We start from the raw sequence: 22,483 nt of genomic DNA, 5'->3' as shown, positions 1-22,483 counted from the left end.
CCCGGGGGGGCGGCCCGGCGCCGGGGGGGGGGTTTGCCGGGGCGGGCGGGGGGGGGGGGGGGCCGCGCGGGGCCCCCCGGGGGGGGCGGGGGCCCCGCGGCGCCGCCTCCTCGTGTTCCGGACCGTCCCCTTCCGCGTGGCCTGGCGCACATCCGTCCCTCACCGGGGTGCCCCTCTCGCGCGGCACCGCTGTGACGAGGAAGGATGAGACCGCAAGCGAAGGATCAACCCATGCGGAGGAGCGGGCCCATGCAGCACGAGCGAGCGGGAAGTCCGGCCGGACCCGAAGATCTCGTCGATGTCGCTCGGCTGGTCACCGCGTACTACGCGCGCCGCCCCGACCTCGACGACCCGGGCCAGCGCGTCACGTTCGGGACCTCCGGACACCGCGGATCGTCGCTGACGAGCGCGTTCAACGACGACCACATCGCCGCGACCAGCCAGGCCATCTGCGAGTACCGCGCCGGTCAGGGCATCGACGGCCCTCTCTTCCTGGGCGCGGACACCCACGCCCTGTCGGAGCCCGCGCGCGTGACCGCCCTGGAGGTGTTCGCCGCCAACGAGGTGACCGTGCTGATCGACGACGCGGACGGCTACACCCCGACCCCGGCCGTCTCGCACGCCATCCTCACCCACAACCGGGGCCGCACGGCCGGCCTCGCGGACGGCGTCGTCGTCACGCCCTCCCACAACCCGCCCGCCGACGGCGGGTTCAAGTACAACCCGCCCAGCGGCGGCCCCGCCGCCTCCGACGCGACCTCCTGGATCCAGGACCGGGCGAACGAGATCATCCGGGGTGGCCTGAAGGACGTACGGCGCGTTCCCTACGCCCGCGCCCTCGCGGCTCCCACCACCGGCCGCTACGACTTCCTCGGCACCTACGTCGCCGACCTGCCCGGCGTGCTCGACCTGGACGCGATCCGCGCCGCCGGCGTCCGCATCGGAGCCGACCCGCTCGGCGGGGCGTCGGTCGCCTACTGGGGCCGCATCGCCGAACAGCACCGCCTCGACCTCACGGTGGTCAACCCGCACACCGACCCGACCTGGCGGTTCATGACGCTGGACTGGGACGGGAAGATCCGCATGGACTGCTCGTCGCCGTACGCGATGGCCTCGCTCATCGAGCAGCGCGACCGCTTCCAGATCTCCACCGGCAACGACGCCGACGCCGACCGGCACGGCATCGTCACCCCGGACGCGGGCCTGATGAACCCCAACCACTACCTGGCCGTCGCCATCTCCTACCTCTACGCCCACCGCGACCGCTGGCCGGCCACCACCGGCATCGGAAAGACCTTGGTCTCCTCCGCCATGATCGACCGGGTCGCCGCCGACCTGGGGCGCGAGCTGGTCGAGGTGCCCGTCGGCTTCAAGTGGTTCGTGGACGGACTGGCCGGCGGCACCATCGGCTTCGGCGGGGAGGAGTCCGCCGGGGCATCCTTCCTGCGCCGGGACGGCTCCGTATGGACCACCGACAAGGACGGCATCCTGCTCGCCCTGCTCGCCTCCGAGATCACGGCGGTCACCGGGAAGACCCCCTCCGAGCACTACGCGGCCCTCACCGCCCGCTTCGGTGAACCGGCGTACGCCCGCATCGATGCCCCCGCGACCCGCGAGGAGAAGGCCCTGCTCGCCAAGCTCTCCCCGGCCCAGGTCAGCGCCGACACCTTGGCCGGGGACGCGGTCACGGCGGTCCTCACCGAGGCCCCCGGGAACGGCGCGGCCATCGGCGGCATCAAGGTGACCACGGACAACGCCTGGTTCGCGGCCCGCCCCTCGGGCACCGAGGACGTCTACAAGATCTACGCCGAGTCGTTCCTCGGCCCCGACCACCTCGGCCGGGTCCAGGAAGAGGCCAAGTCCGTGGTACTGGCGGCCCTGTCCGGCTGACCCCGGGCACACCACAGCCCGGGCCGCCCCCACGTGGCCCGGGCTGCAGGTCCTTCAGCTGCGCAGGCTGCGGGCGGGCAGCACGACGTGCGCCGCCGAGGCCATCGCGTCCTCGTCGGAGGTGAAGGCGGCGAGCGTCCCGACATCACCGGGCTCGGCACCCTGCGGCGGCGCCGTATCGGCGTAGCGTGAGGCACCCGCCCCGCCGTCACCCGACTGGACAAGCCCGCGCCGGGCTCTCCACACGAACGAGGGGCCCGCACCCCCGGCGTGCCCGCGATGCAGGACACTGGGTGAAGATCCGACCGGGAAGGACCGACACGTGATCATCTTCGGCACCAAGGGCTACCTGTACCAGCTGGCGATACTGACGCTGGTGTGCGGCCAGTGCGGGAACCCCGCCGCTCACACGCTCAGGAAGCGCATCACGAAGTTCACCCTGTTCTTCGTCCCGCTGTTCCCGATCTCCACGAAGTACCTGACGCAGTGCACCTTCTGCGGAGCGGAACAGAAGGTGACCAAGGAGCAGGCGGAGCAGCTCCAGAGCCAGAGCACGAACGGCCCGAGCGGCCAGGCGTACGGGCAGCCGCAGCAGCACGACCGGTTCTGATCCCGCAGGCCGGATCGCTGCGGCTCGCCCGCGGTGGTGCTGACCACGGGCTCACTGATCACATGCGATGTGGCAATCGGAGCATCCCGGGTACTCGGTCTTCACGGGCCCGGACCTGTGTGGGCCGATGGGCCTCCTGCAGGCGATCAGTGAAAACGGAGGCAATCAGATGAGCACCATCAAGGAAACCGTGGAAGTCGACGTCCCCGTCCACACCGCCTACAACCAGTGGACGCAGTTCGAGGAGTTCCCGAACTTCATGGAGGGCGTCGAGGAGGTCAGGCAGCTGGACGACCGGCACAACCACTGGACGACCAAGATCAGTGGGGTGCGGCGCGAATTCGACACCGAGATCGTCGACCAGCTGGCCGACGAGCGGGTCACATGGCGCACGACCAGCGGAGACACGCACCAGAGGGGCTCCGTCCGCTTCGAGCGCCTCGACGACAACCACACCAGGGTGGAGCTCGTCATGGACATCGAGCCCAGCGGAGCCGTGGAGAAGGCCGCGGACATGATGGGCGCGATCGACCGCCGGGTGAAGGGCGACATGAGGCGCTTCAAGCAGTACATCGAGGAGCGCGGAGTCGAGTCCGGCGCATGGCGCGGGCGCGTCCAGCCGGGCGGCCCCAGCGGCTCCGGCCCCATCCTCTGACACCAGCCGCGCACTCCCGGAACCCGGTCTCCACGGTGAGGCCGGGTTCTTCTGTGCCCGGATGTCCCGATCCGCGTGGTAAGTGCGTGCGGTTTCGGCCAACGTCATGACATGCACCTGTCCATATCGGCCTCCTGGTGGCACGCTGCCCCCTGACCGTCCGCAGTGACACCCCTGCCTGACCGGGTGACGGCTTCCCGCCGCCCGGCCCCCACAGCAGAAGGAGACCGCGTGATAGGCCGACCCCGCAGCCCCCGCCCGTCCGGCGGGGGCATCCCCGTCCGCCGCTCCGTCCTCGGCGCGCTCGCCGGCATCGCCGCGCTCCTGGCGACCGGCGTCACCGCCGCACCGGCGAGCGCCGCACCGGACCCCGGCGTGACGACCCTCTCGGCGCAGGAACGCGCCCTGGCCTTCTGGACGCCGCAGCGGATGCGCGAGGCCACCCCGCTCGACGTCCTCTCCGTCGACCGCTCCGACGTACGGGCACCGGCAGTGCGCACGGGCAAGGCGACGGTCGTCGCCCCCAGCGCGCCCGCCTCCGCCGTGGGCCCCCTGGCCTTCCCGCACGGCGGCGGGCCCTGGTCGGGCGGGGGAGCGGTGGCCAAGACCGCGGGTCGGGTGTTCTTCAGCTACCAGGGCCGCACCGCGTCCTGCTCCGGCAACGCTGTCACCAGCGCCAACAAGAGCACCGTGATCACCGCGGGCCACTGCGTGAAGATGCAGGGCGCCTGGCACACCAACTGGGTCTTCGTGCCCGGCTACCACGACGGGCAGCGCCCGTACGGCACCTGGGCCGCGTCCAAGACCCTGTCCACGCCGCAGTGGACGGCCAGTGAGGACATCAACTACGACATCGGCGCGGCCGTGGTCGCCCCGCTGGACGGGCAGAAGCTGACCGACGTCGTCGGCGGGCAGGGCCTGGCCTTCAACACCGGCTACAACAAGGCCATGTACTCCTTCGGCTTCCCGGCCGCGGCGCCGTACGACGGCGAGAAGTTCATCTACTGCAGCGGCACCACCACGCGGGACTTCCTGCTGTCCAGGGACCACGGCCTGACCTGCAACATGACCGGCGGCTCCAGCGGTGGCCCCTGGTTCACCCAGTTCAACGAGGCCACCGGGACGGGCCTGCAGTCCTCGGTGAACAGCTTCAAGTACAACTTCTTCCCGAACGCCATGTACGGCCCGTACTTCGGCGCGGACGCCCAGAACCTGTACCAGAGCGCCCAGTCGTCCTGATCCACCGCCCCACCGGGAGCCGGGTGCTCCGCCCAGCGCGGCGGAGCACCCGGCTCCGGGCCGTTGCGTGACGAGTCGGGCGGCTCCATCCGGCAGGACGACGCCGCCCTTCGGTTCTCGAACCAGGTCCGCACCCAGTACGCGGGCAACCATCACGCCCTCCAACAGTCTGTCTGTACGGGGGTGTTCATGGGAGAGGACCATCAGATCGCCTTCTTCCTGCGGGAGTCGGCGCATCCGGAGCCGGAGCGGCGTGCCGCGGCGTTGAAGGGGCTGGGGAGGATCGGCCGGGCCGAGCACGCCCGCGTACTCGCCGAAGCGGCCGGCGACCCCGCCCCGGCCGTGCGCGCGGCCGCCGCCCTGGGCCTGGGCAGGCTCGGCGTTCCGGAGGCCGGCGAGGAGGTGCTGATCCTCCTGATGGGCGACGCCGATCCGGACGTACGGCGCAGGGCCTCGGTCGCCGCCACCCGGCTCGGACTCGGCGGACCCGCGGTCACCCGGGCCTTCGCCCGCCTGCTGTCCGATCCGGACCACCACGTCCGGATCAACGCCCTGGACGGACTGTCGGCATGGGGCGTGCCCGGGGACGTCACCGCCCTGGCCGCCCTCCTCGGTGACCCGGACGCCGCGGTGTGGGGGCGGGCCCGAACCCTGCTGTACAGGTGCGGAGAAGACCCGGCCGTGCGGGCGGAGGTGATGCGCACGGCCCGCCAGGGGACGGGTGCCGCCCGCGCGCTTGCCCTGGAATGGCTGCCGGAGCGCTGCACCGGGCAGCTCCTCGACTCACTGCTCACCGGCCTGCACGATCCGTCCCCCGCGGTACGGATCCAGGCCGCCCGGCGCCTGTTCCACGTGGAACAACGGCAGGTACAGGACAAGCTGGCAGCGGCCCTGCGTACCGAGGAGCACCCCGAGGTCGCCGCAGGACTGCTGCGCGGACTCGCAGGGCTGGGCGACGACCGCGTGACCGACGCCGCCGTGCGGTGGCTGCGCGACCCGGTCGCCGGACCGTCGGCCGCGCGTGCCCTGGGCGCCGTGGACCCCGGCACGGCCGCCCCGCACCTCCGCTCGGCCCTGACCGACAAGACGCTCTCCCCCCGCACCCGGGCCGCGACCGCCGCCGCCATCGGGACCGCCGGCCGCTGGGACGCGGTGTGGCTCCTGCTGTCCTTCCTGGACGACCCCGACGACGTGATCCGCGCGGGCGTACTCGACGGCTTGGAGACACTCGTCGAGAACGGCCTCCGCCCCTGGGAACGCCACCCGGTGGCCTGGGCCCTGACCGACCATCTGGCCACCGACGACAGGCACACCTGGCGCACCCGCAACGCGCTCGACGGCCTCACCCAGGCCCTGCCCGACATACGGCGCCTCGCGGACAACGCTCCGTCGGGCGAGGTCCTGGCCGCCGCGTTGTCCCTGCTCGACGGCGACGACCCGGCCGACGAACACTCCCGCCACGACGTACGGCGCTTCCTGCGCCGCCTCGACGACCCGCACGAACCGGTCCGCTACGAAGCCGTCCTCGGGCTCGAACGCTGGACCGAGGCCGCCGGTTCACCGCCCCCCGGCAGCGAGACGGCCCGCGGCCGGCTGGCGGCCCTCACCGAGGACGCCTCCCCGCGCCTGCGCCAGGCCGCCACCCGCCTCCTCGGCCTGCTGGACACCGGCCCGCTGTGAGCGGAACCGGCCGGAGAGCACCCGCACCGGCGATTTTCGTCCACGTGCGGTCACGCACCGCGTGTTGCCCGCCCGACCGGTCCACACTGGACCCATGCGCGTGGTGATCATGACGGCTGGATCGCGCGGCGACGTCGCGCCGTACACCGGGCTCGGCGCGGGGCTGGCGCGGAGCGGGCACGAGGTCACGCTGGCCACCCACGCCCTGTTCGAACCCCTGGCCGCCGGATCGGGGGTGCGCTTCCACCCGACCCCGGTCGACCCGCACGCCGTGTCCCACTCCGACCGCGGCCGCGGCCTGCACGCCAGCACCACAGGCCTCGGCAAGCTGCTGCGTGCGGCGTCCTTGGCCCGGTCCGCGGCCGAGGAGATGACCGATTCCCTGGTCCAGGCGGCCCGCGGCGCGGACATCGTGCTGGCCGCCGGAGCCGTCGCACCGCTGGGCCGCGCCATCGCCGAGGGGCTGAGCCTGCCCAGTCTGGGCCTGTTCCTGCAGCCCCAGCATCCGACGCGCGAGTTCGGCGCGCCCATGCTCGGCGGACGCTCGCTCGGCACGCTGGGCAACCACCTGGGCGGACGGGCCGTCGTCTCCGCCGTCGACCGGGTCTTCATCCAGGCCATGCACCGGCTGCGCACCCGGCACGGCATGGCCCTGCGCGGCCCCTCCGCGAGCCGCCGGGCCCACGAGCGGGCCCACTGGCCCGTGCTGCACGGATTCAGCGCACGGGTGGTGTCCCGTCCCCGGGACTGGCGCCCCGGGCTGGACATCGCCGGGTACTGGTGGCCGCACGACACCCGCACGCTGCCCGGAGAACTGGAGGAGTTCCTGGCCGCCGGGCCCCCGCCGGTGTTCGTCGGACTGGGCAGTGCGACGGTGCCGGACCCGGGGCACCTCAGCGCCGAGATCGTGCATGCGCTGCGGACGGCGGGACTGCGCGGCATCGTCCAGCGGGGCTGGGCGGGCCTCACCGCCCGCAGCGACGGCGATGACGTGATCACTGTGGGCGACGTGCCGCACGCCCTGCTGTTCCCCCGCACGGCCGCCGTCGTCCACCATGCCGGAGCGGGCACCACCGCCGCCGTCCTGCGGGCCGGCGTCCCCACGATCCCGGTGCCGGTGCAGTTCGACGGCGGCTTCTGGGCGGCGCGCCTGGTCGCCCTGGGGACGGCCCCGTGCGCCGTCCCTCTCAGACGCCTCACCGCCGCCACCCTCGCCCCGGCCTTGCGCCGCGCCACGGGCGAGTCTCAGCACCGCGCCCGCGCCCGGGAGCTGGCCCGAGGCCTGGCCGGGGAGGACGGCGTTGCCCCGGTCCTGGCCACGCTGGACCGGCTCACGTCGTGACGGCCGCGCCCTCCCGAGACGGCTTCCGGCGGCGTGAGCGGGCGTGCAGCCCGATCGCCACGGGAGCCGCGGTGAACACCGAGGAGTACGTCCCGACGGCGAGGCCGATGAGCAGCGCCAGGGCGAAGTCCGTGAGCGAGGAACCGCCCAGCACGGCGAGCGCGGTGAGCATGAACGCCGCGCCCATGCCGGTGTTCACCGTGCGGGGCAGGGTCTGCAGGATCGCCCGGTTCACGACGCCGGAGAACGGCGCCGCGGGGTCCCGCCGGTCCAGTTCCCTGACCCGGTCGAAGAGGACGACGGAGTCGTTGACCGAATAGCCGATGACGGTGAGCAGGGCCGCCAGGAACACCCCGTCGACGGGCTTGCCCAGCCAGGCGAAGACCCCCAGGAGAATGACCACGTCGTGGACGAGGGCGACGACCGCGGCGGAGCCCAGCACCCAGCGGAAGCGCGCCGCGAGGTAGACGAACTGCGCCCCCAGGGCGACGGCGAGGGCGATCAGCGCGCCTTGGCGCAGCTCCTTGCCGAGGCTGGGGCCGATCAGCTCGTCGCGGACCTTGTCCGCCGGGCCGGCGACGTCGCGCAGGGTGCCGGTGACCTCCGCCTCCTCGGCGTTGGTCAGAGGTTCGGTACGCACCGTCAGACCCGTGTCGCCGGACGACTGCACCACCGCGCGAGGGAACCCGGCGTCGGCGAGGGCGGCCCGGACCCGGCCGGGATCGACGGGACCGCTGGTGGAGTACTCGATGAGACGGCCCCCGGTGAACTCCACGCCGAGGTCGACGCCGCGCACCGCCAGGCCCGAGCCGGCCAGCACGAGCACGGCCGCGGAGGTGGCCAGCCAGCGGCGCGGGCGGCCCATCAGGAGCGGGTCGCGGCGGGTGAGCCGGTCGCGGACCGCGCCGGTGGTGGCGATGCCGGTCAGACGGGGGCGGTGGCGTACGCCCGGCCGGCTCGCGGCGAACTCGGCGAGCACCCGGCTGATGACCAGGGCGCTGAACATGGAGGCGAGCACACCGATGCCGAGGGTGACGCCGAAGCCGCGCACGGGCCCGGAGGCCAGGAAGAACAGCAGGGCGGCCGCGATCAGCGTGGTGATGTTGGAGTCGGCGATCGCGCTGAAGGCGTTGCGGAAACCGGCCGTGAGGGCCGAGCGGATGCTGGGCCGGCGGCGTGCCGCGTACTCCTCGCGCGCCCGCTCGAAGACCAGCACATTGGCGTCCACGGCCATGCCGACGGCCAGGACGAAACCGGCCAGCCCCGGCAGGGTCAGGGTGGCCCCGAGGGCGGCAAGGGCGGCGTAGGAGACCAGGCCGTAGCAGGCCAGGGCGAGGGCGGCCAGGGCGCCCAGCAGCCGGTAGACGACGATGATGAACAGCGAGGTCAGCGCGGTGCCGATGACGGCTGCCCAGGCACTGGCCATGATGGCCTGCGCGCCGAGGGTGGGGCCGACGGTTCGCTGCTCGACGGTCTCGACGGGCACGGGCAGCGCCCCGCCGTTGATGAGCAGGGAGAGTTCTCGGGCCTCTTCGGGGCTGAACGACCCCGTGATCCGGGTGACGCCGTCCCGGATGCCCGTCCCGCAGGCGATGGACGGGTCGACCTGCGGGGAGGAGATGACCTTGTCGTCGAGGACGATGGCGACCCGCCGCGCCGCATCGCCCGGCGCCTCGCAGGCGGCCTCACCGGTGAGCCGGGCCCAGCCGGCCCGGCCGGCGCCCTCGAAGCCGACGGTGACGTGCCATCCGGCGCCGCCCTGCTGGTCGAACCGGGCGGCGGCCTCCTTGACGTCCTCGCCGGTCAGGGACGCGGGCCCGAGGCGCAGCGGCGTGCCGGACTCGTCGGGCAGCACGCGCTGCCCGGGCCGCTTCGGCAGCGGCCGGGACGTGTCGTCGCCGTCGTGCGTGGCGCCGAGCACGGGATGGAAGGTGAGCTGCGCGGTACGGCCCAGGACGTCGGCGGCCTTCTTCGGGTCCTGCACACCGGGCAGTTCGACGATGATCCGGTGATCCCCGGAGCGCACCAAGGTGGGTTCGGCGACGCCGAGGGCGTCGACGCGGCCGCGCAGCACCTCCAGGGTGCGGTCGGTGGCCGCGCTGTCGGCGTCGGCCGTGGGGGTGGAGCGGGTCTCCTGCACGATCTGTGTCCCGCCGCGCAGGTCAAGTCCGAGCCGGACCGGCACGGTGACGGCGACGTACAGGGACAGGGCGAGCACGGCGAGGGCGAGCAACGTCCTCACACGCAGGGAACGGTTCAACGGGAGCCTCCGGCGGGCACGCCTCGGCGGCGGCCGGCACGGGCCGCGGCGGGGCGGGTCGGGTGGTGAAGGGGACGGGGCGTCAGGTGCCGGAGGACACCGGGGGCGCGCGCCCCTGTTCCCGGTCCGAGGGCGGCTGCGAGGAGGGCATGTGCCCGCTCGCGGCCTGCGGCCGGCCCGTGACCCGGCAGGGGGTGACGTCCGCGCTCCGGTCGCCGGGGCCGAAGTGTCCGCGCGGGCCCGGGTGCTCGCTGTGCTGCTCGTGGCGGGTGACCGCCCGGGCGGCACAGGCGGCATCACATCCGTCGTCGGCGCGCTTCTCGTCGTACCGGTGATGGACCGGCGCCGCGGTCGCGGCCGCCACCCCCGGTCCCGTAGTGCCGGGCGACGGGGCGGCGATGCCGAGTGCGGCGAGCAGCGCGAGGAGAACGACCGCCGGCAGCACCGCGACCCGGAAACGGGGCCGGGTGCTGCCGGCGACGGGCGCTGTGCGCGCGCTGTGGTGCACCCTCCCCCCCTCTCGTCATGGCGTGTCGGCCGGCCCGGCTCCCGGTCAGGGCTCGATCAGTCCGGCGCGGATCGCGTAGCGGGTGAGGTCGAGACGGTCGCGCAGGCCGAGCTTCTGCAGCAGGTTGGCGCGGTGGCGCTGGACGGTCTTGATGCTGATGAACAGCAGGTCGGCGATCTCCTTGGACGAGTGCCCCTCGGCGACCAGCTTGAGGACCTCCTCCTCGCGGGGCGTGAGGATCTGGTCGGGGTCCTCCTGGCCGTGGCGGGCCCGGTCCAGGTAATTGCGGATCAGGGCGGTGACCGCGCCGGGATACAGGAAGGGCTCGTCGCGCATGGCGGCCCGGCAGGCGGCGACCAGGTCCCGGTCCGCCACCGACTTCAGCACGTACCCGCTCGCGCCGGCCTTCAGGGCCTGGAAGAAGTACTGCTCGTTGTCGTGCATGGTGAGCATCAGGATCCGCAAGCCCGGCCGGACGGCGGCCAGTTCGCGGGCGGCCTGCAGACCGGTCAGGCGCGGCATGGCGATGTCGAGCACGGCCAGGTCGACATCGCGGGTGCGGGCCAGCTCGATGGCCTCGGCCCCGTCACCGGCCTCGGCGACCACTTCGAGGTCCGGTTGCTGGTCGAGGATGAGCCGCACACCGCGGCGGACCAGCGCGTGGTCGTCGGCGAGCAGGATGCGGATCGTGCTCGCATCCGTCGGAGCGGACATGGCCGTGTCGGGCATGGTCAGAGCTGCTTCCTTGCGAGGGGCGCGGTGAGCTGGACCCGGGTGCCGGCCCGGGGGGCCGGGGTGATCTCGAGGCTGCCCCCGACGAGCAGGGCCCGCTCGCGCATCCCGCGGATGCCGGCGCCCTCGCGGGGTGCCTCGATGCCGCTGCCGTCGTCGGTCACCGTCAGCACCACGCCGTCGCCGGCGCGGCGCAGGGCGACGGTGACCCGCCCGGCGTCCGCGTGGCGGGCGACGTTGGTCAGTGACTCCTGCGCGACGCGGTAGAGGACCAGCTCCGTCTCCGGCTCCAGCGGGGGCAGGTCGGCGTCGAAACGGCGCGTGACCAGCAGCCCGGTATGGGTGGCGAAATCCTCGCCGAGCGAGGTCAGAGCGCTGACCAGGCCCAGATCGTCCAGCACACCCGGCCGCAGCCGGCGCACCAGGCGGCGTACCTCGTCCAGGCTCTCCCGGGTGATCTCCTGCAGTTCCCGCAACTCCCTGCGCTGCGGCTCCGGTACGTCGTCCGCGGAGCGTTTGAGGCCCAGCAGGATCGCGGTCATGCTCTGGCCGACCTCGTCGTGCAGTTCCTGGGCGATGCGCCGGCGTTCCGCCTCCTGGGCCAGCAGGGCCCGGGCGCTGCTGGCGGCCCGCTCCTGCTCCAGCCGCTCCAGCATGGCGTTGAACGTACGGATCAGCTCGGCGACCCCGCCGCCGCCGGAAGCGGGCAGGCGCTGGCCGGGGCGCAGCAGGTCCACGGTGGTCATCAGCTTCGTGAGCCGGTCCAGCGGGGCCAGGCCGAACCGCAGCAGCGCGGCGTTCGCGACGAGCATCACGGCCAGCCCGCCGACCAGGATCACCGCCTCGGTCAGCAGCACCGGCACCGAGACGGTCACCGGAGCCAGCAGCAGCAACGCCGTGGCAGTGCCCAGCACCACGGCGTTGAGCGCGAAGATCCGCCAGAACAAGGACACCGTCCCTGCGCCTCCCCTTCCACGAACTCTGTCTCACCTCCACTGTCGGGCATCGCGGAGCCCACCGCGTTCGCGGCCCGGGCGCTTGAGCAAGCCTGCGGTCAGGCTGCCCCCTTCCCACGCGCCCGTCCATGGGACCTGACCCCCATTTCCCCGGGCGCGCACCACCCATGGCGCGGCCGCATGGGTCCCTCACCCCGGTGCAAATGGGGCCCGCGCCCGATGGGTATCCGCCGCGGACCGGGTCAGGCTGGAGCTCACACGACCACCCGACAGCGGACGGGCGGCCCGGCCACGCCGCCGGGCCGCCCGCCGCGCATGACCGACCCGCGCACCCGCCGTCCGCCGCCGAGAAGAGGACCGACCATGCCGCTCGATGTCACCCGGGCCGAGCCCCACCCGCACGAGGCCCGCCGGCGCCTGGAACACGCCCGCACCTCCCGGCTGGCTCAGCTGCGTGCCCTCGACGAAACCGAGCGCAGCTCGGACGATCACCTGCTGTCCGCGCAGAAGGCCGCGATGCACCGGGTGCTCGAAGAGATCGAGGAAGCCTTCACCCGTGTCGACGACGGCACCTACGGAATCTGCGTGGGCTGCGGGAAACCCGTCCCCGCGGAACGGCTCGAAATCCTGCCCTACACCCGGCACTGCGTCGTCTGCCAGGGCCGCACCGCCTGAACCCCCCCGTACCGACCTCCTACGCCCTGCCGCAAAGGGGTGACGTGGTGAACCACCAGACCGTCGAAGAGAGCATCAAGGACCTGTCGCCCGAGGACCTCGCCGCGCTGCGCGAGAACCTCCACGAACAGCGCCTCTTCCGCCAGGAGCAACTGCGCCTGCTCGGCGGACCGGTCACCTCCCGGGCCGAGGACCGGCTCCGCCAGCGGGCCGCCGCGCAGATCGAGGTCCGCGTCAAACTCGCCGCCTCCGCCCGCATGGTCCTCGCCGATGTCGAAGCGGCCCTCACCCGCATGAACGAGGGCTCGTACGGCGCCTGCCACCTGTGCCGGCGACCGGTCGAACGGGAGCGGCTCATGATCGTGCCGCAGGCCCGCTACTGCGCCCGCTGCCAGCAGGTCAAGGAGGCACAGCCGTGACCGGCGACGCGGCCCGGCACCGGCCGTGGCCCCTGTGCCGGCGCTGCTGCGGCATCGCCCTGGACATGGGCAGCGCCCGCACCCGTGCCTGGATCGCCGGCAAGGGCACGGTCGTCGACGTGCCCACGGTCACCTTTCCCGGCGCCGGCGCGGTCCACCCCGTCCAGCGCGGCACCATCGTCGACACCCCGGGGTGTTCCCGGATGCTCCAGCGCCTGCTCGGCGACCGGCTGCCCCGGTTCGCCCGTCCCTTGGTCATCGTGGCCACTCCCGTTCTGGACGGCGTCGCCTACCGGGCCCGGGCCCGTGCCGCGGTGGAGGTGCTGCGGCCGCGCAGCGTCCTGACCGTCCCCAGCGCCCGGTGCATCGCCCTGGCCGCGGACGCGGACATGTCCCGGCCGCTGGTCGTGGTGGACATCGGCGCCCACCTCACCGAGGTGGTGCTGCTGTGCGACGGCGCCGTCACCGACGCGCACCGCACGGCTCTGGGCACCGGAGACCTCGATGAGGCGACCACGCCCGGGCAGATCGTCGAAGCGGTGGTCGCGATGCTGACGGCGATCCGCCGCCACGACCGCACCTCGCTCACCGCCGGCGCCCTGCGGCGCGGCATCCTGGTGGCCGGCGGGGGAGCCCTGCGCCCCGAGATCACCCACCCCCTCACCGCTCGCCTGAAGGCACCGCCGCGCATCGTCCCGACCCCGCACACCGCGGCCGTCCGCGGCGCCGCAAGGTTCCTGCAAGCCGCCCAGGCCCACCCCTCGGCCTCCGCGGACCTCCCGCCCATCATTCGCACCCACTAGCGCCCGGCCCGATGCCGCGTCAGGTGGGGCACACCGCGATGGCCGATGGTGAAATGGGCGTCGTGAGCGGAGTGCGCCCCCGGTGGTCGGACCCGCTATCGAGGAGGTCTTCCGATGCGCAGCGTGACCTATTCGATGGGCGTCTCACTCGACGGATACATCGTCGGGCCGGACGGCGACTTCAACTGGACGGTGCCCGGCGACGACGTCTTCCGCTTCTGGATCGACGACATCCGGCAGGTCGGCGTCCACCTGCTGGGGCGGCGGCTGTACGAGACGATGCTGTACTGGGAGACCGCCGATCAGGACCCATCGCTCGACGACGCGATGCTCGAATGGGCCGCGCTCTGGAAGCCGCTCCCGAAGGTGGTGTTCTCCACCACGCTGTCGGAGGTGCAGGGCCATGCCCGCCTGGCTTCCGGCGGCGTGGCGGAGGAAATCGAGCGGTTGCGTGCCGAGCCGGGGGAGGGCGAGATCGCGATCGGCGGCGCGACGCTCGCCGCCGAGGCGGCCGCCTCGGGCCTGATCGACGAGTACCGGGCCATGGTCTACCCGGTGCTCGTGGGCGGCGGCATTCCGTTCTTCCCCCGGGATGAGCGCCGGGTGGATCTCGAACTCGTCGAAACCCGCACCTTCAGCTCACGGGTCGTCTACCTCCGCCACCGTGTGGTGCGTGAGCGGGCTTGAGCCGGGCTGAAATGCGTGCTGACCCTTCATCAGGTCCTGGCAGGCTCCGACCCGTCACGACCGGCGGACGCGACTTCTCTGTGGGGGAAGTCTCGTTCGCCCGAAGATCCCCAGGTCAGCGTCGGTGCGGTCGGCTCCGGACCACCCCCGAACGGCCGTGCCCGGTGGCATACCGAAGCGCACAAATCTAGCGTCGTACTAAGATTTCCGGCTTGTTACCGAGCTGGAGCCGGACAACCCCAGGCACACCTGCGGGCCCGCCAGCGCCCCGGAGTCATCCGGGATCGAGACGCGAGGACCGGATGGCAGCCATACAGGAGAGCGACGCTCTCGGCCTGCTCGACGAAACGCTCGGCGCGGAGATCCGGCAGGAGTTCGGGGACGCGGCCCGCTTCTCGGGGCGTCCGGCGGCGGCACCGCGCACGCTCGTCGACGTGTTCGAGGCGTCCGTGCGGTCGTATCCGGACGAGCCCGCCCTGGACGACGGCACGAGCGCTCTCACCTACCGCGCCCTGGCCGTGGAGGTGGACCGGCTGCGGCGGCGGCTCGCCTCGGCGGGCGTGGGGCTCGGGGACCGGGTGGGAGTCCGGGTCCCGTCCGGCACCAACGAGCTCTACATCGCGATCCTCGCCGTGCTCGCGACCGGAGCCGCCTACGTCCCCGTCGACGCCGAAGACCCCGACGAACGGGCCGACTTGGTGTTCGGTGAGGCGGGCGTACGGGCCGTCGTCGGGGCCGGGCACCACATCACCGTGCACGGGACCGGTGAGGCCCCCGCCGCACGCCCCGGCATCGAGCACGACGCGTGGATCATCTTCACGTCCGGCTCCACCGGGAAGCCCAAGGGCGTGGCCGTCTCGCACCGCAGCGCCGCCGCGTTCGTGGACGCCGAGGCCGCCCTGTTCCTCGCCGAGGAACCGATCGGGCCCGGGGACCGGGTCATGGCGGGGCTGTCGGTCGCGTTCGACGCCTCCTGCGAGGAGATGTGGCTGGCGTGGCGCTACGGGGCCTGTCTGGTGCCGGTGCCGCGATCGCAGGTCAGGAGCGGTGCCGACCTCGGGCCCTGGCTGGTCGAGCAGGAGATCACCGTCGTGTCGACGGTGCCCACCCTCGCCGCCCTGTGGGAGCCGGAGACCCTCAACGACGTACGCCTGCTGATCTTCGGCGGTGAGGCCTGCCCGCCCGAGCTGGCCGGACGGCTGGTGACCGAGGGGCGCGAGGTCTGGAACACGTACGGGCCCACCGAGGCGACCGTGGTGGCCTGCGCCTCGCTGATGAGCGGTCAGGAGCCGATCCGGATCGGGCTGCCCCTGGACGGCTGGGAACTGGCCGTCGTCGACGAGGCCGGCGAGCCCGTCCCCATGGGCGGCAGCGGGCAGCTGGTCATCGGCGGCGTGGGCCTGGCCCGCTACCTCGATGCCGAGAAGGACGCGGAGAAGTACGCGCCCCTGGAGTCCCTGGGGTGGCAGCGGGCGTACCGCAGCGGCGACCTCGTCAAGGCGGAACCCGAAGGGCTGGTCTTCCTCGGGCGGGCCGACGAGCAGATCAAACTCGGCGGGCGGCGGATCGAGCTCGGCGAGGTCGACGCCGCGCTCCAGGGCCTGCCCGGGGTCGCCGGCGCGGCGGCTGCCGTACGGACCGCGCGCAGCGGCAATCAGCTCCTCGTCGGGTACGTCGTCACCCAGGAGGGCTGGGACCACGCCCTCGCGGTCGCGAAGCTCCGCGCCGAACTGCCCGCAGCGCTCGTGCCGTTGCTCGCACCCGTCGAAGAGCTGCCGACCCGCACCTCGGGCAAGGTCGACCGGAACGCGCTGCCCTGGCCGCTGAAGGACCTGGAGACGGACGGCCCGGCGGAGCGGCTCTACGGCACCGAGGCCTGGCTCGCCGAGCAGTGGACCGAAGTGCTCGGCATCCAGGTCACCACAGCCTCCGACGACTTCTTCGCGATCGGCGGCGGCAGTCTGTCCGCCGCCCAGCTCACGACCCGGCTGCGTACCCGCTACCCGAGCGCGGCCGTCCTCGACATCTACCAGCAGCCGGTGCTGCGCAAGCTGGCCCGCCGGCTGGAGAAGTCGGCGCGGGACGACGAGGCCCGGCGCACGATCCCTCCGGTGCCGAGACGTACTCAGATCATCCAACTGCTGCTCCTCGTGCCGTTGTTCACCCTCCTCGGCCTGCGCTGGACCGTGGCACTGGCCGTTCTCGGCAATCTCCTGCCCGCCTACGCGTGGCTGCCCACGGCCCCCTGGTGGCTCCTCGCGGCCGGAGCCGTCGCCCTGTTCAGCCCGCCGGGGCGGCTCGCCCTGGCCGCAGGCGGCGCGCGACTTCTGCTGCGCGGTGTGAAGCCCGGCCGGTACGCACGCGGGGGCGGCGTGCATCTGCGGCTGTGGACCGCCGAGCGGCTGGCCGAGTTCAGCGGCGCGACATCGCTGACCGGCTCCTGGCTGCAGCGCTACGCGCGAGCCCTCGGCGCCAAGGTCGGCCCGGACGTCGACCTGCACTCCCTGCCGCCGGTCACCGGCATGCTCAAACTGGGGCGGGGCGCGGCCGTGGAGTCGGAGGTGGACCTGTCCGGCCACTGGCTGGACGGGGACCGGCTGGAGATCGGCACGGTCAAGGTGGGCGCACACGCCGTCGTCGGCACGCGCAGTGTGCTCCTCCCCGGTGCCCGGGTGGGCAAGCGGGCCGAGGTGGCCCCCGGCTCCGCGGTCACGGGACAGATTCCCACCGGTCAGCGGTGGGCGGGCGCGCCCGCGGTCAAACTGGGCAAGGCCAAGCGCAACTGGCCCAAGGAGAGGCCGCGGCGCGGCACGCACTGGAGCGTGCTGTACGGACTCACCGGCCTCGCGCTGACCGCCCTTCCGGTGCTGGCCGGTGTGGCGGCGCTCCTCGTGGCCCGGGTCTTCGTCACGCCGGGCTCGGTCCTCACGGGCGCCGCCCTGGCCGTCGTCCCGGCGACGCTCACCTACGGGGCGGCGTACGCCGTGCTGCTGCTGATCGCCGTACGGCTGCTGAGCCTCGGGCTGCGCGAGGGGACCCACCCGACGCACAGCCGGGTCGGATGGCAGGCCTGGACGGTCACCCAGCTGATGGACCGCTCGCGGGAGACGCTGTTCCCGCTGTACGCCGGGCTGGTGACACCCGTGTGGCTGCGGCTGCTCGGGATGCGGATCGGGCGCGGCGCCGAGGTGTCGACGGTGCTGGCACTGCCCAGCCTGACGACGGTCGGTGAGGGCGCGTTCCTGGCCGACGACACCCTGACCGCGCCCTACGAGCTCGGCGGCGGCTGGATGCGGATCGGCCGGGCCGAGATCGGACGGCGCGCCTTCCTCGGGAATTCGGGGATGACCGCGCCGGGGCGCAGCGTGCCGGACGGCGGGCTGGTCGGCGTGCTGTCGGCGACGCCCAAGAAGGCCAAGAAGGGCACCTCCTATCTGGGGCTGCCGCCGGTCAAACTGCCGCGCGCCGCCGCCGACGGCGACCAGAGCCGTACGTACGAACCGCCGGCCCGGCTGCTGTGGGCGCGCGGTCTGGTGGAGCTGTGCCGCATCGTGCCGGTGTTCTGCTCGGCGGGTCTGGCGGTGCTGACGATAGCCGCGCTGTGCGCCCTGGGGTCCTGGGCGCCGCTGCTGTCGGGGCTCGTGCTGCTCGCTGCGGGAGGCGGCGCGGCCCTCGTCTCGATCGCCGCCAAGTGGGCGCTCGTGGGCCGGCACCACAGCGGGGAGCACCCGCTGTGGTCCTCCTTCGTGTGGCGCAACGAGCTCGCGGACACGTTCGTCGAGGTGCTCGCCGTGCCGTGGCTGGCGGGCGCGGTGCCGGGCACACCGGTGATGACGGCGTGGCTGCGAGGGCTGGGCGCACGTATCGGCAGGGGCGTCTGGGTGGAGAGCTACTGGCTGCCCGAGACCGATCTGGTGACGCTCCAGGACGCGGCCACCGTGAACCGGGGCTGCGTCCTTCAGACGCACCTCTTCCACGACCGGATCTTGCGGACGGATACTGTGGTCCTCCGTGAGGGCGCGACGCTGGGCCCTGGCGGGATCGTCCTGCCCGGCAGCACGATCGGGGCCCGTGCGACGCTGGGTCCCGCGTCGCTCGTCATGGCCGCGGAGTCCGTCCCCGACGACACCCGCTGGCTCGGCAACCCGATCGAGGCATGGCGCCCCTGAGCGCGGGCCACTCGGAGCCGGAGGGCGACGGACCGGCAGGCAGTGGCAGCAGCGCGGCGCAGGGAGATCAGACGGCAGTGGCAGTCCAGCAGGCGGCGGGCGCGGACCCGTACTTCCCGGAGCACGGCGACCCCCGCTACCGGGTGCACCGGTACGAACTCGCGCTGGACTACCGCCCGGCCCCGAACCGGCTGTCCGGGACGGCCCGCGTCAACGCCATAGCGGGACGGGCGCCGCTCACCGAGTTCGTGCTGAACCTGGCCGACTACAAGATCGGCCGGGTGCGCGTCGACGGACGGCAGCCGCACTACACGCACCGCGGCGGCAGGCTGCGGGTCCGTCCCGCCAAGCCGGTCCGCGCCGGGGCGCCCTTCACCGTCGAGGTGCACTGGTCGGGCAACCCCGAGCCGGTCGACAGCCCCTGGGGCGGGCTCGGCTGGGAGGAGCTGGAGGACGGGGCGCTGGTCGCCAGCCAGCCGATCGGGGCGCCGTCCTGGTATCCGTGCAACGACCGGCCCGCCGACAAGGCGTCCTACCAGCTCTCGGTCACCACGCCGTCCGCGTACGCGGTGGTGGCGGGCGGACGTCTGCTGACCAGGACGACGAAGGCGAGCACCACCACCTGGGTCTACGAGCAGTCGGCACCGACGTCCAGCTATCTGGTCGGCCTCGCGATCGGCAAGTACCAGACGGTCCTGCTGGGCGACCCGGGGCCGGGCGGAGTCCCGCAGCACGGGCACATCCCCGCGCGGCTGCTGGGCGACTTCTCGCGGGACTTCGCACGCCAGCCGCAGATGATGGAGGTGTTCCAGGAGCTGTTCGGGCCCTACCCCTTCGACGAGTACGCGGTCGTGGTGACCGAGGAGGAGCTCGACGTGCCCGTCGAGGCCCAGGCGCTGTCGCTGTTCGGCGCCAACCACGTGGACGGGGCGCGGGGTTCGGAGCGGCTGGTCGCGCACGAGCTGGCGCACCAGTGGTTCGGCAACAGCGTGTCCATCGCCGACTGGCGGCACATCTGGCTCAACGAGGGGTTCGCGAAGTACGCGGAGTGGCTGTGGTCGGAGCGCTCGGGCGGGCGTACGGCACAGCAGCTCGCGGCCGCGGCCCACCGGATGCTGGCGGCCCTGCCGCAGGATCTGCGCCTGTCGGACCCGGGTCGCAAGTCGATGTTCGACGACCGGCTCTACGAACGCGGCGGGCTCGTGCTGCACGCGGTGCGCTGCGCGCTGGGCGACATCGCCTTCTTCCGCATGCTGCGCGGCTGGGGACAGCAGCACCGCGGCGGCACGGTCACGACCGCCGCCTTCGCCTCGCACGTGGCCCGTTTCGCCACCGAGCCGGTGGACGACCTGCTCCAGGAGTGGATCCACGGGACGACGCTCCCGCCGCTGCCCGGGGCGGGGACGCGGGCGGCGGGCTAGGACCCGCCTGTCGCGTCTGGCACGGTCCTCCCTGAGGCCACGGCGCCGTCGCTGTCAGCGGGGGATGCCCACGGCGTCCAGGTACTCGTGCATGACTGCCGCCGGGAGGCCGGGGTTGCTCAGGGCCCAGGAGGCGAGCTCCGGGTTCTCGCAGCTCGCCAGGACGAGGCCGACGGGCAGGGCGGGGTGCGCGGCGGCCATGCACCGGACGCGCTTCTCGGGGTCGGCGAGCAGCCGGACCACCACGGCGGCGGGAGCCTGCGTGTCGAGTCCCACCAGCCATCTGCGCTCCGGGTCCGGGTCGTCGGCGAAGCGCCGGCCGGCGCCCGCCCGGGGGAAGTTGGGGTGGCCGAGGAGACCGCCCTTGGTGATGACCTTGCAGTCCAGGTAGGTCTGCAGCACGATCTCGCCGTCGACGGTCGGCTGGTTCTCGCACAGCAGGAGTCTCACGGGGTAGTCGTCGTCGTGGGAGAGCAGTTCGACGGCGTCCGCGGGCAGGTGCGGACTGCACGCGGCGCTGCGGCGCAGCAGGACGTGGGCCGACCGGGCACAGTGGCGCAGCCGGTCCGGGTCGGCGCAGCGGAGCACCCACTCGACGGGCGACAGCCGGTCGTCCGGGTTGATGGTGATGCCGACGGCGGCCCGTTCGGCCTCCGTCAGCTCGGGCCGTACCGATACGGCCAGCCGGACGCTGTGCGCGTCGTCGCCGGCCAGCGTCCGGACGAGGTCGACGGCCACGTCCAGGTTGGCCGCCAGCTCGCGCCGGTCCGCCTCTTCGCCGCTCCTGGCGAGCCGTTCGGCGGTCGCCGTGCTCATGGCACCGCGGCGGATCACCTCCTGCCGGTCGAAGAGACCGAGGTCCGCGTCGAGCAGCAGGTCGGTGTACGCCGCGTCGTCGCGGCAGGCCTGCAGCATGGCCGCCTTGCGCACGTTCTCGTCGGCGTCGTGGAGGAGACGGTTCTGGACGTCGCCCGGCAGCAGGCGCCACTGGCGGCAGGCGGCCTTCCGGAGCTCCGCGTCCTCGTGGCCGGCGAGACGCGCCACGAGGTCCGGAGCCGTGTACCGGCAGGTGGCCGTGCTCCGGCGGACCCGTGCTTCCCCGTCGGCGAGCAGGCGCTCCTGTACGGACACGGGCAGGGGCTCCACGGGGATGCGGAACCAGTCGGGTCCGTGGGCCAGAGCCTCGCGTACCCGTGCGTCGGGGTCGTCGACGAGCCGGGCGCGTTGGTCCGGCGTCACCGAGGGGTTCGCGGCGAACGCCGACCGCAACCTGTGGTCGGGGTGCGCGACGATCGCGTCGACCACCTCGTCCGGCAGCGCGCGCCAGGCCAGCGTGTCCCAGGCCGCGACGGCCTCCTCGTGCAGCAGCCGGGTCAGTACGTCGACCGGTGCCGCCGGGTTGCGCGCGATGGCATCGATCGTCTCGCGGTCAGGACACTCGTCGCCCATGGTTCCCCCTGTTCGCCGGCGAACGACGCAGGCCAGCAGATTGTGCTCGTGTCGTGAACGCGAGGTCAACGCCGCTGATCACACCCTGCCGGGCACTGGTTCCACCCTCGTTCGGACAATGGGCTGTCCAGGCGGCCACAGGGGGTACCCGACGGTGCCGCCGGCTCGGTGGCCTTCGCACAAAGATGCCAACGGGCGTCGGCTGCGCGGGATTTCGCAAGCGTGGGAGTGGAGGGCGGATGACGGTCGACCTGGTCGGTTTCCTCGGGGTGGTGCTGATGGCGTACCTCGTGCCGGGCCCCGACTTCCTCGTGGTCGTCAGATCGGCGGCCGAGGATCCCTCTCGAGGCAGAGCCGCTGCGCTGGGCGCCCAGACCGGGTTGTGCGTGCACATGCTGGCCGCCGCTGCCGGCCTCTCGGCGATCGCCACCCGCTCACCCGTGGTGTACGACGGGATCAAACTGATGGGGGCGGCCTACCTGGTGTACCTGGGTGTGCGGGCCGTTCTCGCCGCCCGCCGGGCCGCCCGGGAGAGGCGCACCGCGCACGAGGCCGCGTCCCACGCCCCGCACGAGGGCGGGCCCGCCCGGCGACGCTCCCGGTCCGGCTTCACCCAGGGGTTCCTCACCAACCTGCTCAATCCCAAGGCCGCCCTGTTCTTCCTCAGCGTCCTCCCTCAGTTCGCCGACGGCGACGGGTCCCTGGCGCGGCAGATCTTCCTCCTGGGCCTGCTGGACGTCGTCATCGGCGTCGCCTACTGGTTCGCCCTCGTCGTCGTCGCCGCCCGACTGCGGGCCCTGCTCGCCAGGCCGAAGATCCGCCACCGCTGGGAGCTGACCACCGGCTGGCTGTTCATCGCCATCGGCGTCACGGTCGCGACCGCCGCCTGACGGACCGGCTTCCGCTGGGGCGCCGCGTACGCCGTTTGACGGATTCGATGGTGACCTTGCCGGGCCATGGGCTAAAGAATGTCATGAGCACGACTGCC

At 73.2% G+C, this 22,483-nt stretch carries 19 protein-coding genes; 13 read left to right on the top strand and 6 right to left on the bottom strand.

Going from position 1 to position 22,483, the window contains the following annotated elements; genetic code table 11:
• Positions 1–249 precede the first annotated feature (249 nt).
• Complete coding sequence (gene pgm / locus HNR57_RS30960) at positions 250–1,890, top strand: phosphoglucomutase (alpha-D-glucose-1,6-bisphosphate-dependent) (RefSeq protein ID WP_184565190.1); 1,641 nt, start codon at positions 250–252, stop codon at positions 1,888–1,890.
• A gap of 54 nt (positions 1,891–1,944) precedes the next feature.
• Here pgm and HNR57_RS30955 read toward each other — a convergent pair whose 3' ends face one another.
• Positions 1,945–2,136, bottom strand: coding sequence for a DUF5949 family protein (locus HNR57_RS30955; RefSeq protein WP_184565188.1), 192 nt, complete (start codon positions 2,134–2,136; stop codon positions 1,945–1,947).
• 76 nt (positions 2,137–2,212) lie between these two features.
• Here HNR57_RS30955 and HNR57_RS30950 point away from each other — a divergent pair, with 76 nt between their 5' ends.
• The 5 genes from HNR57_RS30950 (at position 2,213) to HNR57_RS30930 (ending at position 7,416) form a co-directional block, all read left to right on the top strand.
• The gene (locus tag HNR57_RS30950) at positions 2,213–2,500 is read left to right on the top strand and encodes a zinc-ribbon domain-containing protein (protein WP_184565186.1); all 288 of its coding nucleotides are present in this window, start codon (positions 2,213–2,215) and stop codon (positions 2,498–2,500) included.
• 169 nt (positions 2,501–2,669) lie between these two features.
• On the top strand, positions 2,670–3,155 hold the full coding sequence (locus tag HNR57_RS30945) for an SRPBCC family protein (protein WP_184565184.1): 486 nt from the start codon (positions 2,670–2,672) through the stop codon (positions 3,153–3,155).
• Between the two features lie 231 nt (positions 3,156–3,386).
• Positions 3,387–4,394, top strand: coding sequence for a trypsin-like serine peptidase (locus HNR57_RS30940; RefSeq protein ID WP_184565182.1), 1,008 nt, complete (start codon positions 3,387–3,389; stop codon positions 4,392–4,394).
• Between the two features lie 189 nt (positions 4,395–4,583).
• Positions 4,584–6,074: a HEAT repeat domain-containing protein gene (locus HNR57_RS30935; protein ID WP_184565180.1), complete on the top strand. Its 1,491-nt coding sequence runs from the start codon at positions 4,584–4,586 to the stop codon at positions 6,072–6,074.
• 94 nt (positions 6,075–6,168) lie between these two features.
• Entirely contained in the window at positions 6,169–7,416 is a 1,248-nt protein-coding gene (locus HNR57_RS30930; protein ID WP_184565178.1) for a glycosyltransferase, read from the top strand.
• Here HNR57_RS30930 and secD read toward each other — a convergent pair.
• The 4 genes from secD to HNR57_RS30910 all read right to left on the bottom strand — a co-directional run bounded on the left by secD (position 7,406) and on the right by HNR57_RS30910 (position 11,869).
• Positions 7,406–9,676 (bottom strand): protein translocase subunit SecD, encoded by a 2,271-nt coding sequence (gene secD, locus HNR57_RS30925; protein WP_184565176.1) that lies wholly within the window; start codon positions 9,674–9,676, stop codon positions 7,406–7,408. The two genes, HNR57_RS30930 and secD, sit on opposite strands and share 11 nt — an antisense overlap.
• 82 nt (positions 9,677–9,758) lie before the next feature.
• Positions 9,759–10,184: a hypothetical protein gene (locus tag HNR57_RS30920; RefSeq protein WP_184565174.1), complete on the bottom strand. Its 426-nt coding sequence runs from the start codon at positions 10,182–10,184 to the stop codon at positions 9,759–9,761.
• 45 nt (positions 10,185–10,229) lie between these two features.
• Positions 10,230–10,913 (bottom strand): response regulator, encoded by a 684-nt coding sequence (locus HNR57_RS30915; protein WP_246555102.1) that lies wholly within the window; start codon positions 10,911–10,913, stop codon positions 10,230–10,232.
• Between the two features lie 2 nt (positions 10,914–10,915).
• The gene (locus HNR57_RS30910) at positions 10,916–11,869 is read right to left on the bottom strand and encodes a HAMP domain-containing sensor histidine kinase (protein ID WP_184565172.1); all 954 of its coding nucleotides are present in this window, start codon (positions 11,867–11,869) and stop codon (positions 10,916–10,918) included.
• A 366-nt stretch (positions 11,870–12,235) separates the two neighbouring features.
• Between HNR57_RS30910 and HNR57_RS30905 the strand changes: the two genes are divergently transcribed.
• The 6 genes from HNR57_RS30905 (at position 12,236) to HNR57_RS30880 (ending at position 20,046) form a co-directional block, all read left to right on the top strand.
• The gene (locus HNR57_RS30905; RefSeq protein ID WP_184565170.1) at positions 12,236–12,547 is read left to right on the top strand and encodes a TraR/DksA family transcriptional regulator; all 312 of its coding nucleotides are present in this window, start codon (positions 12,236–12,238) and stop codon (positions 12,545–12,547) included.
• A 44-nt stretch (positions 12,548–12,591) separates the two neighbouring features.
• Entirely contained in the window at positions 12,592–12,966 is a 375-nt protein-coding gene (locus HNR57_RS30900; protein WP_184565167.1) for a TraR/DksA family transcriptional regulator, read from the top strand.
• Positions 12,963–13,769 (top strand): rod shape-determining protein, encoded by an 807-nt coding sequence (locus HNR57_RS30895; RefSeq protein ID WP_313675236.1) that lies wholly within the window; start codon positions 12,963–12,965, stop codon positions 13,767–13,769. The genes HNR57_RS30900 and HNR57_RS30895 overlap by 4 nt, the downstream gene beginning before the upstream one ends.
• Positions 13,770–13,883: 114 nt before the next feature.
• Positions 13,884–14,456 (top strand): dihydrofolate reductase family protein, encoded by a 573-nt coding sequence (locus HNR57_RS30890; RefSeq protein WP_184565166.1) that lies wholly within the window; start codon positions 13,884–13,886, stop codon positions 14,454–14,456.
• A 302-nt stretch (positions 14,457–14,758) separates the two neighbouring features.
• Positions 14,759–18,625: a Pls/PosA family non-ribosomal peptide synthetase gene (locus tag HNR57_RS30885; protein WP_184565164.1), complete on the top strand. Its 3,867-nt coding sequence runs from the start codon at positions 14,759–14,761 to the stop codon at positions 18,623–18,625.
• Between the two features lie 77 nt (positions 18,626–18,702).
• Positions 18,703–20,046: a M1 family metallopeptidase gene (locus tag HNR57_RS30880; RefSeq protein ID WP_184565162.1), complete on the top strand. Its 1,344-nt coding sequence runs from the start codon at positions 18,703–18,705 to the stop codon at positions 20,044–20,046.
• A gap of 54 nt (positions 20,047–20,100) precedes the next feature.
• On the opposite strand, the gene HNR57_RS30875 is transcribed toward HNR57_RS30880, so the two are convergent.
• A complete protein-coding gene (locus HNR57_RS30875) occupies positions 20,101–21,495 on the bottom strand; it encodes a hypothetical protein (RefSeq protein ID WP_246555100.1) in 1,395 nt (464 codons plus the stop codon).
• Positions 21,496–21,734: 239 nt separating this feature from the next.
• On the opposite strand from HNR57_RS30875, the gene HNR57_RS30870 reads away from it, so the two are divergent.
• Positions 21,735–22,385, top strand: coding sequence for a LysE family translocator (locus tag HNR57_RS30870; RefSeq protein ID WP_184565160.1), 651 nt, complete (start codon positions 21,735–21,737; stop codon positions 22,383–22,385).
• The last annotated feature ends 98 nt before the right edge of the window (positions 22,386–22,483 follow it).

Origin of the sequence: Streptomyces paradoxus, from assembly GCF_014202475.1 — a bacterium.
GTDB classification, from domain to species: domain Bacteria; phylum Actinomycetota; class Actinomycetes; order Streptomycetales; family Streptomycetaceae; genus Streptomyces; species Streptomyces paradoxus.
Note: the sequence above shows the minus strand (reverse complement) of the source record. Positions and strands in the feature narration are given on the sequence as shown.

Excerpts from the sequence above, each read along its gene's own strand:
- HNR57_RS30885 (WP_184565164.1), top strand. The coding sequence starts at position 14,759 with ATGGCAGCCATACAGGAGAGCGACGCTCTCGGCCTGCTCGACGAAACG.
- HNR57_RS30935 (WP_184565180.1), top strand. The coding sequence starts at position 4,584 with ATGGGAGAGGACCATCAGATCGCCTTCTTCCTGCGGGAGTCGGCGCAT.
- HNR57_RS30930 (WP_184565178.1), top strand. The coding sequence starts at position 6,169 with ATGCGCGTGGTGATCATGACGGCTGGATCGCGCGGCGACGTCGCGCCG.
- HNR57_RS30870 (WP_184565160.1), top strand. The coding sequence starts at position 21,735 with ATGACGGTCGACCTGGTCGGTTTCCTCGGGGTGGTGCTGATGGCGTAC.
- HNR57_RS30915 (WP_246555102.1), bottom strand. The coding sequence starts at position 10,913 with ATGCCCGACACGGCCATGTCCGCTCCGACGGATGCGAGCACGATCCGC.
- HNR57_RS30875 (WP_246555100.1), bottom strand. The coding sequence starts at position 21,495 with ATGGGCGACGAGTGTCCTGACCGCGAGACGATCGATGCCATCGCGCGC.
- HNR57_RS30890 (WP_184565166.1), top strand. The coding sequence starts at position 13,884 with ATGCGCAGCGTGACCTATTCGATGGGCGTCTCACTCGACGGATACATC.
- HNR57_RS30945 (WP_184565184.1), top strand. The coding sequence starts at position 2,670 with ATGAGCACCATCAAGGAAACCGTGGAAGTCGACGTCCCCGTCCACACC.
- HNR57_RS30905 (WP_184565170.1), top strand. The coding sequence starts at position 12,236 with ATGCCGCTCGATGTCACCCGGGCCGAGCCCCACCCGCACGAGGCCCGC.
- pgm (WP_184565190.1), top strand. The coding sequence starts at position 250 with ATGCAGCACGAGCGAGCGGGAAGTCCGGCCGGACCCGAAGATCTCGTC.